Source organism: Xanthomonas sp. NCPPB 2933, from assembly GCF_056725225.1.
The window spans coordinates 2086031-2100780 of record NZ_CM161518.1; the positions used below are offsets into that span (position 1 = coordinate 2086031).

General features: G+C 62.3%; 14 protein-coding genes. 10 read left to right on the forward strand and 4 right to left on the reverse strand.

The genetic code is table 11. The features are described 5' to 3' along the window. Nucleotides 1-109 precede the first annotated feature (109 nt). The 4 genes from rbfA to pnp all read left to right on the forward strand — a co-directional run bounded on the left by rbfA (nucleotide 110) and on the right by pnp (nucleotide 4211). Nucleotides 110-502 carry a 30S ribosome-binding factor RbfA gene (gene rbfA / locus AC1PLU_RS08505; RefSeq protein WP_006450550.1) on the forward strand — a complete coding sequence of 131 codons (393 nt, stop codon included), beginning with the start codon at nucleotides 110-112 and terminating at the stop codon, nucleotides 500-502. Nucleotides 503-584: 82 nt separating this feature from the next. After that, on the forward strand, nucleotides 585-1511 hold the full coding sequence (gene truB, locus AC1PLU_RS08510; protein WP_481108198.1) for a tRNA pseudouridine(55) synthase TruB: 927 nt from the start codon (nucleotides 585-587) through the stop codon (nucleotides 1509-1511). A gap of 156 nt (nucleotides 1512-1667) precedes the next feature. Then, complete coding sequence (rpsO, locus tag AC1PLU_RS08515) at nucleotides 1668-1928, forward strand: 30S ribosomal protein S15 (RefSeq protein ID WP_006450548.1); 261 nt, start codon at nucleotides 1668-1670, stop codon at nucleotides 1926-1928. A gap of 168 nt (nucleotides 1929-2096) precedes the next feature. Then, the gene (gene pnp / locus AC1PLU_RS08520; RefSeq protein WP_006450547.1) at nucleotides 2097-4211 is read left to right on the forward strand and encodes a polyribonucleotide nucleotidyltransferase; all 2115 of its coding nucleotides are present in this window, start codon (nucleotides 2097-2099) and stop codon (nucleotides 4209-4211) included. A gap of 228 nt (nucleotides 4212-4439) precedes the next feature. Here the strand turns inward: pnp and AC1PLU_RS08525 are convergent, their stop codons facing one another. The 3 genes from AC1PLU_RS08525 to AC1PLU_RS08535 form a co-directional block, all read right to left on the reverse strand. Beyond that, a complete protein-coding gene (locus AC1PLU_RS08525; protein WP_481108199.1) occupies nucleotides 4440-5492 on the reverse strand; it encodes a DUF2272 domain-containing protein in 1053 nt (350 codons plus the stop codon). A gap of 63 nt (nucleotides 5493-5555) precedes the next feature. Further along, complete coding sequence (gene nadC / locus AC1PLU_RS08530; RefSeq protein WP_481108200.1) at nucleotides 5556-6440, reverse strand: carboxylating nicotinate-nucleotide diphosphorylase; 885 nt, start codon at nucleotides 6438-6440, stop codon at nucleotides 5556-5558. Beyond that, complete coding sequence (locus AC1PLU_RS08535) at nucleotides 6437-6706, reverse strand: Trm112 family protein (protein ID WP_023904445.1); 270 nt, start codon at nucleotides 6704-6706, stop codon at nucleotides 6437-6439. The genes nadC and AC1PLU_RS08535 overlap by 4 nt, the downstream gene beginning before the upstream one ends. Before the next feature lie 58 nt (nucleotides 6707-6764). On the opposite strand from AC1PLU_RS08535, the gene purE reads away from it, so the two are divergent. Both purE and AC1PLU_RS08545 read left to right on the forward strand, forming a co-directional pair. Next, nucleotides 6765-7268, forward strand: a complete 504-nt coding sequence (gene purE / locus AC1PLU_RS08540) for a 5-(carboxyamino)imidazole ribonucleotide mutase (protein WP_115040433.1) — start codon at nucleotides 6765-6767, stop codon at nucleotides 7266-7268. After that, on the forward strand, nucleotides 7265-8410 hold the full coding sequence (locus AC1PLU_RS08545; protein ID WP_481108201.1) for a 5-(carboxyamino)imidazole ribonucleotide synthase: 1146 nt from the start codon (nucleotides 7265-7267) through the stop codon (nucleotides 8408-8410). The genes purE and AC1PLU_RS08545 overlap by 4 nt, the downstream gene beginning before the upstream one ends. A gap of 164 nt (nucleotides 8411-8574) precedes the next feature. Here AC1PLU_RS08545 and AC1PLU_RS08550 read toward each other — a convergent pair whose 3' ends face one another. After that, on the reverse strand, nucleotides 8575-9153 hold the full coding sequence (locus AC1PLU_RS08550; protein WP_481108202.1) for a superoxide dismutase: 579 nt from the start codon (nucleotides 9151-9153) through the stop codon (nucleotides 8575-8577). 121 nt (nucleotides 9154-9274) lie between these two features. On the opposite strand from AC1PLU_RS08550, the gene grxD reads away from it, so the two are divergent. From grxD to AC1PLU_RS08570, 4 genes are all read left to right on the forward strand, one after another. Further along, the gene (gene grxD, locus AC1PLU_RS08555) at nucleotides 9275-9595 is read left to right on the forward strand and encodes a Grx4 family monothiol glutaredoxin (RefSeq protein WP_481108203.1); all 321 of its coding nucleotides are present in this window, start codon (nucleotides 9275-9277) and stop codon (nucleotides 9593-9595) included. Continuing rightward, the gene (locus AC1PLU_RS08560; protein ID WP_481108204.1) at nucleotides 9592-10335 is read left to right on the forward strand and encodes an SDR family NAD(P)-dependent oxidoreductase; all 744 of its coding nucleotides are present in this window, start codon (nucleotides 9592-9594) and stop codon (nucleotides 10333-10335) included. The genes grxD and AC1PLU_RS08560 overlap by 4 nt, the downstream gene beginning before the upstream one ends. After that, on the forward strand, nucleotides 10332-10931 hold the full coding sequence (locus AC1PLU_RS08565) for a YhgN family NAAT transporter (RefSeq protein WP_006450537.1): 600 nt from the start codon (nucleotides 10332-10334) through the stop codon (nucleotides 10929-10931). Before AC1PLU_RS08560 ends, AC1PLU_RS08565 begins: the two co-directional genes overlap by 4 nt. A gap of 550 nt (nucleotides 10932-11481) precedes the next feature. Continuing rightward, nucleotides 11482-14676, forward strand: a complete 3195-nt coding sequence (locus tag AC1PLU_RS08570; RefSeq protein WP_481108205.1) for a TonB-dependent receptor — start codon at nucleotides 11482-11484, stop codon at nucleotides 14674-14676. The last annotated feature ends 74 nt before the right edge of the window (nucleotides 14677-14750 follow it).

The window sequence follows — 14750 nt, forward strand, 5'->3', positions numbered from 1 at the left end:
CGCCCGATTTTTGGACAGCACGTTTTGCAAGGCGAGGGCGGCATGGCCGCCCACGTTCGTTTTTGGCTTCGGTGCCATCTGGCCCTCCGAATCAACCAGGTCCACGACCATGCCAACCAAATCATTCCATCGCACCGACCGCGTCTCGGCGCAGGTGCGTCGCGACCTCGGCACGATCGTGCACGCGGCCGTGCGCGATCACGGCCTGCCATCGGTCAGTGTGTCCGATGTCGAAGTCACCCGTGACCTTGCGCATGCCAAGGTGTTCGTCACCGCGCTGCAGCAGGAGCGCTCGGTCGAAGCGGTCAAGGGGCTCAAGGAAATCGCCGGTCAGCTGCGCACGCAGTTGGCGCGTGCGATGAAGCTGCGCCACGTGCCCGAACTGCACTTTCATTACGACGATTCGGTCGATCGCGGCGAGCGCATCGACAACCTGTTGCGTGACCTGGACGATATCGGCCCCGAGGCCGCCTCCAGCGACGAAGACGCCGAGCAGCGCTGAGCGCTGTCTGGGACGGCCGCCTCTTTCTACGCGGCCCTGATTTCAACGGGCGCGCATGGCGCCCGATTCGAGCACTGATCTTTTGAAACCCCGCATCGTCTATCGCCCGTTGCACGGCATCCTGTTGCTCGACAAGCCGGCTGGAGTCAGCTCCAACACCGCATTGCAGTCCGCACGCCGTTTGCTGCGCGCCGAAAAGGGCGGCCACACCGGCAGCCTGGATCCGCTAGCCACCGGCTTGTTGCCGTTGTGTCTGGGCGAGGCCACCAAGATCGCCGGCGTGTTGCTTGGTTCGGCCAAGGCCTACGACGCCGAGGTGGTGCTGGGCGTCACCACCGATACCGACGATGCCGATGGCGAACCGCTGCGTGAGCGTGCGGTGCCCGAGTTGAGCGAAGACGCCCTGCGTGCGGCGCTGGCGCCATTTGTCGGCCGTATCGCCCAGCAGGCACCGATCTACTCGGCCCTCAAGCAGGGCGGCGAGCCGCTATACGCAAAGGCACGCCGCGGCGAGATCATCGAGGCACCGGTGCGCGAAGTCGATGTGCATGTGATCGAACTGATCGGATATGCCGCGCCACGACTGCAACTGCGCGTGACCTGCGGTTCGGGCACGTATATCCGCAGCCTGGCGCGCGATCTGGGCGAGCTGCTTGGCTGCGGCGCGCATATAGCATCGTTGCGTCGGCTCTGGGTCGAGCCGTTCCGCACCCCGCAGATGATCACGCTGGAAGCGCTGTCTGCGGCGCTGGACGCCGGTACCGATGCGCAGGAATTGTTGCTGCCGATCCGGGCCGGATTGGCCGATTTTGCGCGGATCACCCTGGACCAGGCACACACGGCCCGTTTTCGCATGGGTCAGCGCTTGCGCGATGCCGCATTTCCGGATGGGCAGGTGGCCGTGTTCGGACCGGACGGAATCCCCTTAGGTCTAGGCCTGGTGGACATGGAAGGGCGGTTGTCGCCTCAGCGCTTGTTCAATGGACTGAACGAAGCCCAGGCTTGTTAAGTTTTAGTCAACTTGTCCCCGGGCTCGCACGACGTTACAATTTCGCGGCCCTGTTCGGGGCACCTCCAGCGCCAAGCGCGCTCATCCCAAGCAAACGGCGAGTCCGGCGGTGCGTCATGCACGTTCCTGTCGACCACGCATCTATCGAGAAAACACATGTCCGTCGACACCCAGAAAGTTATTGAAGACAACAAGCGCAGCGCCCAGGACACCGGCTCCCCGGAAGTGCAGGTCGCTCTGCTGACCGCCCGCATCGAGCTGCTGAGCGGTCACTTCAAGACCCACAAGAAAGATCACCACAGCCGTCGTGGTCTGCTGCAGATGGTCAACCGTCGCCGCAGCCTGCTCGACTACTTGAAGAAGAAGGACAGCGAGCGTTACAAGTCGCTGATCGAAAAGCTCGGCCTGCGCCGCTAATCGAGTCCTACCACCGCGGTGCAGCGATGCGCCGCGGTTTTGTTTTGGTCGTTCGCATTCCGTTATTTGCACCAAGTAATTCATGGGCCGGAGCCTCCCGGCCGCCCGTTCTCGGCATGGGTCGACGACGGTCCAACGAAGACAGCAACACCTAAGGAAAAAACCTCCGTGGCAAAAATCACCAAAACCTTCCAGTACGGCAAGCACACCGTCACCCTGGAGACGGGCGAAATCGCTCGCCAGGCAGGCGGCGCCGTCATCGTCAAGTTCGACGACACCGTACTGCTGGTCACCGCCGTCGCCGCGAAGAGTGCGCGCGAAGGGCAGGACTTCTTCCCCCTGACGGTTGATTATCAGGAGAAGTTCTATGCCGGCGGCCGCATCCCGGGCGGCTTCTTCAAGCGCGAAGGACGTGCGACCGAGAAGGAAACGCTGATCTCGCGCCTGATCGACCGTCCGATCCGTCCGCTGTTCCCGGAGGACTACAAGAACGAAGTACAGATCATCGCCACGGTGATGTCGATGAACCCGGACATCGACGGCGATATCGCCGCGCTGATCGGCGCATCGGCCGCACTGTCGCTGGCCGGTACCCCCTTCAACGGCCCGATCGGCGCCGCCAAGGTGGGCTACAAGAACGGTGAGTACATCCTCAACCCGACCATCTCCGAGCTGAAGGATTCGCAGCTGGAGCTGGTGGTTGCCGGTACCGCCAATGCGGTGCTGATGGTGGAGTCGGAAGCGGCGCTGCTGTCTGAAGAAGTGATGCTGGGCGCGGTCACCTTCGGCCATCGCGAGCTGCAGAAGGTCATCAACGTCATCAACGAGCTGACCGTCGAAGCCGGCACCAAGCCCAGCACCTGGGTTGCGCCTGCCAAGAACACCGCGCTGATCAATGCACTGAAGGAAGCGGTCGGCGCGCAGCTGTCCGGCGCCTTCCAGGTGCGCGACAAGCTGCAGCGTCGCGACGCGATCTCCGCGATCAAGAAGGACGTGCTCGAGTCGCTGGCCGGCCGGGTTGCTTCGGAAGGTTGGAGCAGTGCCGAGCTGTCGAAGGAATTCGGCGAGCTCGAATACCACACCATGCGCGACTCGGTCCTGGAGACCAAGGTGCGTATCGACGGCCGTGCACTGGATACCGTGCGTCCGATCTCGGTGCAGGCCGGCATCCTGCCGCGTACCCACGGCTCGGCGCTGTTCACCCGCGGCGAGACGCAGGCGATCGTGGTCACCACGCTGGGCACCGCCCGCGATGGTCAGGTGATCGACGCGGTCAGCGGCGAGTACAAGGAAAACTTCCTGTTCCATTACAACTTCCCTCCGTACTCGGTGGGCGAGTGTGGTCGTTTCGGGGCGCCGAAGCGTCGCGAAATCGGTCACGGCCGTCTGGCCAAGCGCGGCGTGCTCGCGGTGATGCCGAGCCTGGAAGAATTCCCGTACACCATCCGCGTTGTCTCGGAAATCACCGAGTCCAACGGTTCTTCGTCGATGGCGTCGGTGTGCGGCAGCTCGCTGGCGCTGATGGATGCCGGCGTGCCGGTCAAGGCACCGGTGGCGGGTATCGCCATGGGGCTGGTGAAGGAAGACGACCGCTTCGTGGTGCTGTCCGACATCCTGGGTGACGAAGATCACCTGGGCGACATGGACTTCAAGGTGGCCGGTACTGCCGAAGGCGTGTCCGCGCTGCAGATGGACATCAAGATCGAAGGCATCACCGAAGAGATCATGAAGCAGGCATTGCAGCAGGCCAAGGCTGGCCGTCTGTACATCCTGGGCGAGATGTCCAAGGCGCTGACCACCCCGCGTCTGGAGCTGAGCGACTACGCGCCGCGTCTGCTGACCATCAAGATCCACCCGGACAAGATCCGCGAAGTGATCGGCAAGGGTGGCTCGACCATCCAGGCGATCACCAAGGAAACCGGTACGCAGATCGACATCCAGGACGATGGCACTATCATCATCGCCTCGGTGAATGCGATTGCCGCGCAAGCTGCGAAGTCGCGCATCGAGCAGATCACCTCGGACGTGGAGCCGGGCCGCATCTACGAGGGCAAGGTCGCCAAGATCATGGACTTCGGTGCGTTCGTCACCATCCTGCCGGGCAAGGACGGCCTGGTGCACGTCTCGCAGATTTCCAGCGAGCGCGTGGAGAAGGTCGGCGACAAGCTGAAGGAAGGCGATCTGGTCCGCGTCAAGGTGCTGGAAGTGGACAAGCAGGGCCGCATCCGTTTGTCGATCAAGGCAGTGGAAGAAGGCGAGGGCGTGCCGGCTTCGGCCGAGTAATCGCTGCGGGCTAATGCATCACTTGGGTGATGCATGACGAAAAAGCGGGCTTCGGCCCGCTTTTTTGTTGTCCGATAGCAATGCTTTCCTTCTCCCTCCGGGAGAAGGTGCCCCGCAGGGGCGGATGAGGGTACGAGCGAAGCCTCGTGCAGTTCGAACGACGCGAGGGCTTCGCCTCGTACCCTCACCCCAACCCCTCTCCCGGCGGGAGAGGGGCTCTGATCCTTCTTACCCAGGCTGCTGCGTCGGCGCAGGTTGCGCTTCGGGACGTGGCGGTACGACACGCGGAAAACCCGGCGGCATCGGTTGATCTGCGGGCACAACGGAAGGCGCGGGCAACGGCTCACTCGGTGGTGGCGCGGTCATTACCGCATCAGGACGCAGCTTCAACAAGGCAGCCCAGTCGCGTCGATTGAAATCGCACAGTTCTTCATGCGCTGGCGTGCATTCGCTGGCGATGCCCAGGCTGTCTTCGTTCTGGTCCTGAGCCGTGTCGGACTGCGGCGTCGGCAACACCACGCGGCCAGCGCGATCCAGCGGCATCTTGCGCATCATCACCGTGTTGAACACATTGCCGCCGATCAGATACAGCGTGCGGTCGCCACCGACGTTGGCAGCTATCACCACATCGCAATGCGATTGCCACGGCATCGGTGCACTACCGCCAAGCGCGGCCTTGAGGCCGGCATAGCCGAGCGACACATTGCGTCCGCGCAGCAGGCAGAGCATATCGCCAGGGGCGGGTTTTTCCACCGCAGGATCGGTGAACTGGTACGGGCCGCTGGCGCCGTCGTTATAGGCGCTGCGGATGTAGTCCAGATGGCGCGCGGAACGGTGGAAGCCGCTCAGGCCGGCTTGCGTCATCACCCATGAAATGAAGGCCGCCGACCAGGGATTGTCGACCACAAACGCGCGGCACTCGCTGGCGGTATAGCGCGTGCCATCCAGCGCTGCGCAACTGGATGCGCCGGGGCGACCGCCCATCGATGCCAGCGTGCCGCTGTCGCGCCAGTAGCCTGCGACGCGTTGCCATGCGACCACGCCATGGTCGGCGAGATAGCCCGATTCGGCTTCGGTTACGCCAAGACTGGCCAGGCGACCTTTGGTATCGATGAAGGGGTGTTGCCACAAGCGGTGTTCGTTGCAGGCGCTGCGCACGATGGCGATCGCTGCAGGGCTGGTGCCGAACCGTGGCGGCATATCGCACACTTCCGCAGCAGCCGCGTTGCCGCCCCATCCTGCCAGCAACACGCAGATCCACGGCCAAGGTTTTACAGTCATCGCAGATCCAGTACTGAACAATCGCAGCAGGCTGACAGAGCTGCCTGCGGGCACACGTGAAATCTAGTGTGGGGGCGGGCCGAGTTTGAGCGACAGATCCACCGCCTGCACGTGCTTGGTGAGGCCGCCGATGGAAATGCAGTCCACGCCATCGTTGGCAATCGCGGCAATGCCGGCCAGATCCACGCTGCCGGACACTTCGAGCGGAATGCGTTGTTCCAGTGGTAGGGCGGCAACGATACGCACGGCTTCGCGGCGCATTGCCGGGTCGAAGTCGTCGATCAGGATGCGCGTGCAGCCCACCCGCAATGCTTCGCGTAGTTGCTCCAGCGTTTCCACTTCGACCACCAGCGGCAACTGCGGTTGCTGCGAACGTGCGGCATGCACGGCGGCGCTCAACGAGCCGGCGGCGCGGATATGGTTTTCCTTGAGCATCACCGTATCGAACAAGCCGATGCGGTGATTGTCGCCACCGCCGCAGCGCACTGCGTATTTCTGCGCGGCGCGCAGCCCCGGTAGCGTTTTGCGGGTGTCCAGGATGCGCGTGCCGGTGCCGGCCACCGCAGCGACGTACGCAGCGGTCGTGGTCGCGGTAGCCGAGAGCGTCTGCATGAAATTGAGCGAGGTGCGCTCGGCGCTGACCAGGCTGTGGCTGCGGCCATGCAGGAAGGCCAGCACGGTGCCGGCACGCACGTGCTGGCCTTCGTGCACCTGCCAGTCGATGCGCACCTGGGGGTCGAGCGCACGATGCGTGGCGTCGAACCAGGGGCGCCCGGCGATTACCGCATCTTGCTTGCACAGCAGATACGCGCTGTCTGCCTGATCGGGCAACAGCGCAGCGGTGACATCGCCAGTGCCGATGTCCTCGGCCAGCGCGCGTGCCACATCGGCATCCACCAGCGCGGCGGGGGGCGCCTTCGGCACGGTCGTGCGCGCGGAAGAACTCACTTTTCGGGGAAGTCGGCGATCTGCGCAGTGCCGATGGCTTCCTCGGCCAGCAGCACCGGAATGCCGTCGTCGACGCGGAAGATCTGCTTGCGGTCGCGGGTGATCAGCGCCTCGCGCAGCGGCTGTGCCTGCACGGTGCCGTCGGCACGCTGCAGGTTTCCGCCAGCGATGGCGGTGTTGAGTGCCTCCAGGCCCTTGCCGTCGAGCAGCGAAAGCGGTTGGCGGGTGTCGGGCGAGCACAGCAGGTCGAGCAGTTTGCGATCCATCGAAGTCTTGTCTTGCGTGGAGATTGGCTAGAATACGTCTTTACCGCAGGGCAGGGCCATGACCTCCAACCACTCCGCGCCGCTGGTCGGCATCGTGATGGGCTCCCGTTCGGATTGGGAAACCATGCAACACGCAGCTCAAAAGCTCGATGCGTTGGGCGTGCCTTACGAAGTCAAGGTGGTTTCCGCGCACCGCACCCCCGATGTGTTGTTCACCTATGCCGAGCAGGCGGGCGAACGCGGCCTGCGTGCGATCATCGCTGGTGCTGGTGGCGCAGCGCACCTGCCGGGCATGTTGGCGGCCAAGACGGCGGTGCCGGTGCTGGGTGTGCCGGTGCAGTCCAAGGCGCTCAACGGCATGGATTCGTTGCTGTCCATCGTGCAGATGCCGGCCGGGATTCCGGTTGCCACGTTTGCCATCGGCAATGCCGGTGCAGCCAATGCCGCATTGTTTGCGGCGGCGATGCTGGCACCCGAGCAGGCGCAGATCGGCCTGGCATTGGCGCAGTTTCGTACCAAGCAGACCGACGATGTGATGGCCAGCGACGATCCGCGCCAATGACCACGGTTGGCATTCTGGGTGGCGGCCAACTGGCACGCATGCTGGTGTTGGCCGGCGCGCCGTTGGGGCTGCGCTTTGCGGTGTTCGACCCGGCAGCAGATGCCTGTGCAGGGCAGGTGGCACCGCTGCAGGTCGGCGCATTCGACCAGACTGCTGCGCTTGCCGCATTCGCAGCGCAGGTGGATGTGATCACCTTCGATTTCGAAAACGTGCCGGCCGCCAGCGCGCAGCAATTGGCCGCGCAGGTGCCGGTGTTTCCAAGTGCTGCCGCATTGGCGGTGGCGCAGGACCGGCTCAGCGAAAAAACCTTGTTCCGCGAGCTTGGCATTCCGGTGCCCGAGTTCGCCGCGATCGACGACCGTGCGGGACTCGATGCGGCATTGCTGCGCATCGGTACGCCCTGTGTTCTCAAGACGCGCCGCTTCGGCTACGACGGCAAGGGCCAGTTCCGCATCAGGACGCTGGCCGATGCCGATGCCGCATGGGACGCTCTCGGTGCGCAGGCGGCGAAAGTAGGGCTGATCGTGGAAGCCTTCGTGCCGTTCCAGCGCGAAGTCAGCGTGGTGGCGGTACGCGGCCGCGATGGCGAGTTCCGCGCCTGGCCGCTGACCGAGAACTGGCATGTGGACGGCGTGCTGTCGGCCAGTCTTGCGCCTGCAACTGTGGATGCCGAGTTGCAGGCGGTAGCCGAGGCGCATGCGCGCGCGATCGCCGAGCGCCTGGACTACGTGGGCGTGTTCGCGCTGGAACTCTTTGTGCGCGATGGCGAACTGCTCGCCAACGAGATGGCGCCGCGCGTGCACAACTCCGGCCATTGGACCACTGAAGGCGCAGAGACCTCGCAATTCGAAAATCATGTGCGTGCGGTGCTTGGTTTACCGCTCGGCAGCACCGCAATGCGCGGTTACGCCTGCATGCTCAACTGGCTGGGTGCGATGCCGGACGCGGTTGCGTTTCTTGCAGTGCCCGGTGGGCATTGGCACGATTACGGAAAGGAGGCGCGCGTCGGTCGCAAGGTTGGCCATGCGACGCTGCGCGCCGATACGCCGCCGCTGCTTGCGCGCGCACTGGTCAATGCGGGCAGTGCCTTGCAGCGTGAAACGCAGGTTGGACCGGTGGTTGCACGCTTAAGCGAAGCGTGATCTTCAAGGCGTATGAGGGGTGACGCAGTGATGTAGAGGCAAAACGCGCGACTCGTACTTAAGCCTTGTCGCGCAACTCGATAGCCGCCACGCGCGGCTCTGCAGCAGTCGGTCGATCTATTCACCGCGACCACAACTACTCATCGCTGAGCCAAACTGCATGGCTAGCCTAACCGGCTAGCCACAAACTCCCAGTTGATCAGCTTCCAGAACGCGTCCAGGTAGTGCGCGCGATCCTGCTGATAATCCAGGTAGTACGCGTGTTCCCACAGGTCGCAGACGAGCAGTGGCGTGTCCGGCCCGGTCAGCGGCGTGGACGCATTGGGCGTGGCAACGACCGCCAAGGCGCCGTCCGGGCGCTGCACCAGCCACACCCAGCCCGAGCCGAACGTACCCAGCGCGACACGGTTGAATTCCTGTTTGAAGTGCGCGAAGTCGCCGAACGATGTGGCGATGCTGTCGGCCAGCCGGCCGAGTGGTTCGCCGCCGCCGCGTGGGCGCAGGCATTGCCAGTAGAAATTGTGGTTCCACACTTGCGCGGCCAGATGAAACAACGTGCCTTGCGCCCGCGCGATGATCTCTTCCAGCGTCAGCTCGGCGAACTCGCTGCCTTCGATGCGCGCATTGAGCCGTTCGACCTCGCTGCGATGACAGATGCCGTGGTGCGCCTCCAATGTTGCGGATGAGAGATGCGGCTCCAGAGCGGCGCGGGAGTAGGGCAGTGCAGCGTGTTCGATCGGCATGATGGCAAGGGCAGCGAAGGGAGTGCGGCGACAGGTCGCGCTGAAGGCTTACAATGCGCGCCTTTGCGGAAGTCTATCCGACCCGGCGGTCGGGCCTGCCGCTCCCAGTCAGGAGAGTCCAATGCCGGTGATGGAACGGATCCAGGCCGAAGTCGAACAACACTCGATCGTGTTGTTCATGAAAGGCACCCCGCAGTTCCCGATGTGCGGGTTTTCCAGTCGCGCAGTGCAGGCATTGGTCGCTGCCGGCGCCGACCAGCTGCGCACAGTCAACGTGCTGGAAGAACCCGAAGTGCGCGCAAATCTGCCGCGCTATTCCAACTGGCCGACCTTCCCGCAATTGTTTATCCACGGCGAGCTGATCGGTGGCTGCGACATCACGCTGGAACTGTTCGAAGCCGGCGAGCTCAAGCGCATCGTCAGTGAGGCCTATCAGCCGTGAGTGCGTTGCAGGGCCAGCCCGAGGCGGCTGCGCTGGCTGAGCGCGTGGTGCTGATTACCGGTGCCGCCGGCGGCCTGGGCGCTGCCGCTGCACAGGCCTGCGCATCTTCCGGTGCGACGGTGGTGCTGCTCGGTCGCAAGTTGCGCCCGCTGGAGCGGGTCTACGATGCGGTCGCCAGGCTGGGTCCGGAGCCGTTGCTGTATCCGCTGGATCTGGCCGGCGCTACGCCAGACGATTACATCGCACTTGCGCAACGTCTGCAGTCAGAACTGGGTGGTTTGCATGGCCTGCTGCACTGCGCCGCCGACTTCGCCGGCTTGACCCCGGCCGAACTCGCCGCCCCTGCAGACTTCGCACGCAACCTGCATATCAACCTCACTGCGCGCGCCTGGTTGACCCATGCCTGCCTGCCACTGCTGCGCCAGCAGGACGACGCAGCAGTGGTTTTCGTTGTGGACGATCCGGCGCGCGTTGGCCAGGCCTATTGGGGCGCTTATGGCGCTGCCCAGCATGCACAGCGTGGCCTGCTCGCCAGCCTGCATCACGAAACCGTCGCTGGCCCGGTCCGCATCAGCGGACTGCAGCCCGGGCCGATGCGCACTGCCTTGCGCGCACGTGCTTTCACCCATCAGGAAGATAGCGAGGCGGTCGACCCCGTGCGCTATGCGTCCGCCTGCGTCACCTTGCTGTCCATGGCGGGCGCTGCGCACCGTGGTGCGATCTGGAGTCCTTCCGTATGACCATCCTGTCGGCAGCCTTGCTGCTATTCCTGATTCTCGACCCGCTGGGCAATATCCCGGTGTTTCTCAGCGTGCTCAAGCCGCTGCCGCCGAAGCGCCAGCGCTTCGTGCTCGCGCGCGAGTTGCTGATCGCCCTGTTCGTGCTGATGGCGTTCCTGTGGGGCGGCAAGTACGCGCTGGAGCTGATGCATCTGCGCCAGGAATCGGTGGCGATCGCCGGCGGCATCGTACTGTTCCTGATCGGCATCCGCATGATCTTCCCGCGCCCGGAAGGCCTGATGGGCGAAATCCCCGATGGCGAACCCTTCATCGTGCCGCTGGCGATCCCGCTGGTGGCCGGCCCGTCCGGCATGGCCGCAGTGATGCTGATGGGCAGCAACGAACCAACGCGGCTATGGGATTGGAGCCTGGCGCTGATGATTGCCTGGATCGGTGCATCCACCATCCTGGCCTCGGCCCCGCTGTTGTACAAACTGCTCGGTCATCGTGCACTGACCGCGATCGAGCGACTGATGGGCATGCTGCTGGTGGCCATTTCGGTGCAGATGTTCTTGGACGGGTTGGGCACTTACTTCAAGTTGCCGGTGTCGATTTAGGGCGAGCTGGGGCAGGGCACTCGGCGTGCGTGGATGAGGTTGGTGCGGCCGGCGGTTGACTGGAGCTCAAGCGCAAGACTGATCCGGTGTACTAACTGTCTCCCACTCTACGATTTGCGAGCAGCTTGATCTGGGATGTTGCTCATTCGGCCCGGCTCGGCTACAGGCTTAGCGATGAGCGGTCTGCGCCGTGGCATGGCTCCGCATCAACCTGGTAGACGGTTTCACATCGCATCCGATGCGTAAAGCGGCGCTCATCCAACATCGCACGCATCACGTGCGCGCTTCATTCAAGACCCACGTCTCGCTCCCTCTGCGACTTTGCACAATATGGCGTTTGCGCCTTCACATGCGAAGTTCATGTTGCACTGCGCGAAGTTTGTCACGCCGCCGTCACAATCAGGCCTTAGCGTGTTAATCTGTTGTTAACCGTTGCGGCAGCAACCAGCCGCGCGGCGAGGGACCCCAGATCATCGGCAGCCCATCCCCGGGAACGGTTGGGCTGACTGCGCCTTTTTGTCACTGCCCAACCTGTATCGAGGCTACCGAAATGACCCACCCCCGTTGTCTTCGCATGTCCAAGCTGACGCTTGGCCTTGTTGCCGCACTTGCCGCTGCCCCCGTATTTGCCCAGAGCACCTCTGCCGGCGTCGCTGGCGTGGTCACCAGCAGCGCTGGCCAGCCGGTGCCGAATGCCGAAGTGACGATCACCCACGTCGAATCGGGCACCGTCAGCCGCGCCACCACCGATGCCAGCGGACGCTACAACGCGCGCGGCTTGCGTGTGGGTGGTCCGTACACCATCACCATCGCCGCTTCCGGCGCAGGCAACACGATACGTGAAGGCGTGTATTTGAACCTGGACAAGGTCAATCAGGTCGATGCAGCCCTGGGCGGAGATCTGGCCACGCTGGGCACGGTGCAGGCGATCGCCAGCAACTACGGTTCGGCGATCTTCAGCGCCAACAAAATGGGCACCGGCACCAATGTGACCCGTGAAGAAATCGAATCGCTGCCGTCGATCAACCGCAACCTGCAGGACTACGTACGTCTGGATCCACGCGTCGCGCAGACCGACAAGGCGCGTAACGAAATCTCCATCGCAGGCCAGAATCCGCGCTACAACGCGATCCGCGTCGACGGCATCAGCACCAACGACGCCTTCGGCCTGGAATCCAACAGCCTGCCAACCCCGCGCCAGCCGTTCTCGATGGACGTCATCGATGAAATCTCCGTGGACGTGGCCAATTACGACGTCACGATCAGTGGCGGCACCGGTGGCGTGATCAATGCGGTCACTAAGTCGGGCACCAACGAATTCCACGGTTCGGTCTATGGCACCTATCGCGAGAACGATTGGTCTGGCAAGAATCAGAACGACATCCGTCCGCAGCTATTTGATCGCGAGTCGACCTACGGTCTGACCCTGGGTGGTCCGATCGTCAAGGACAAGCTGTTCTTTTTCGCAAACTACGAAAAGTACAAGGGCAAAGGTGTTTTCACCGGTAACAGCGGCTTTGGCCCGACAGGTTCTGGCGCAAGCAATACGGTAAACATCACCCAGGCGCAGGTCGACGAGATCGCCGATATTTCGCGCAATGTGTACGGTTTTGATCCCGGAACCTTGACGTTGCCTGCATTGGATTCCGACTCCGAGGAAAAGGGCTTCAAGCTCGACTGGAACATCAGCGACAAGCACCGAGGCTCGTTTCGTTACGGCAAGTCCGAGCAGAGTACCGCCAATCTCAATGGTTTCAGCACCAGTTCCTTGGCTCTGAACTCGTTCCATTACGCTCGCGATTTTGAGTTGGAGACCTATACCGCTCAGTTATTCAGCGACTGGACCGAGACCTTCTCCACAGAGGCCAAGGTGTCTTATCGCGACTACTCGGCTGTGCGTACTGCAGCGTCGCAGCTGCCGGCCATCAATGTTCGCGTGGGCGCAAACTCGGTGAACCTCGGTACCGAAGCAAATACTCAGGCCAACGAGTTGCGCACCGAAACATGGAACGCTTTTTTCGCTGGCAACTTGTTCCTCAACGATCACACGGTGAAGTTCGGCTTCGACTACGAAGACAACGATATTTTTAACCTGTTTGGTCCGCGCGTTTTCGGTTCCTACAACTTTGATTCGATCGCTGCTTACCGCGCCAATCGTCCTGTGTCTTACCGGTATTCGTCTTCGAACACCGGTAATATTGATGACATCGCAGCCAAGTGGGGCCTGCGCAACCTCGGCCTGTTTGTTCAGGACACCTGGGCAGTCAACAACAACCTGACGTTGACCTTCGGCCTGCGCTACGACAAACAGATGGTTCCGGACAGCCCGCAGTTCAATCAAGCCGCGTTCAACGCCTTCGGCGTGCGTAACGACGCCACGCTCGATGGTAATGATCTTTGGCAGCCGCGCTTTGGCTTCAATTACACGTTCGATGCCGAGCGTCCCACTCAGTTACGTGGTGGTGTTGGTCTGTTCCAGGGTGCTGCCGCATCTGTGTGGCTGTCCAATCCATTCTCCAACACCGGTCTGGCTTATACGGACTACAATTTCCGCAACGCGAACGAGATTGCCACTGGCGGTATTCGCTTCACTCCGGATATTAACAACCAGCCCACCGGTACCGGCGGAGCGACCCAATCGGTCGACTTTGTCGACAAGGGTCTTGGGCAGCCATCGGTGTGGAAAGCCAACTTGGCATTCGATACCGAATTGCCGTGGTACGGCATTATCGGTTCGTTGGAAGGCGTGGTTACTAAGGTCAATGAGGCTATCTACTACCAGCAACTCAATCTTGGTGCCCCGACTGCGGTTGGTCAGGATGGTCGTCAGATCTACTGGAACGCAGTTGGTCGCAACCGTGCGAGCTGGGATAGCTTGGGCCGCTTCACTGGCAACGCGCTGACACGTGCCAACAGCAATCAGGGCTTCAACGATGCAATCATTGCGCGTCCAACAGACCAGGGCGGTACGCAGAGCTTCACCGTCGGTTTGAATAAACCTTTCAACGACAGCGACTGGTCGTGGAGCCTGGCTTACACGTACTCGAACGCGAAGGAAGTGAGCGGCCTGACTAGCTCTACGTCGGGCTCGCAGCTGTTGAATGTAGCGACCTTCCAGGCGAATGAAGAGGTCAACGCTACTTCCGCTTACGAGATCAAGGACAGCATCCTCGGTACACTACAGTGGAAGCACAACTTCTTCGGTGACTACGCCACCAAGCTTGGTCTAATTTATCAGGGGCGTAGCGGTCGTCCGTATAGCTATACGTTCGATAACGATGCCAATGGTGATGGCCGCGCCAATGACCTGCTCTACATTCCGAATGGCCGTGGCGATGTGCTGTTCGGAAGTGCGGCTGAAGAGAATGCCTTCTGGAGCTACGTCAACAACGACAAGTATCTGTCTTCGCACCAGGGACAGTTGGCCGGTCGTAATGCCGTTCGCAACTCCTGGGTGAATCAGTTCGATCTGCATCTCGAGCAGGAACTGCCTGGCTTCTTCGATGGCAACAAGGCGCAGATCTGGGTCGATGTCATGAACGTGGGCAACCTGCTCAATAAGAAGTGGGGTCGCGTCGACGAGTACGGGTTCCCAGGCTTCAAGGGCGTTGTTGAGTACGGCGGTATCGATGCTGCAACCGGCAAATATGTCTACCGCTTCAACGAACCGGACTTGTCCACCGTCTACGACGACAAGGGCATCTCCCGTTGGGCGCTGCAGTTGGGCTTCCGCTACCAGTTCTAAAGCTGGCTAGAGTGTCGAAGTCTGCAAAAACGGCCGGGTTCTCCCGGCCGTTTTCTTTTGGGTGGGTGAGTACG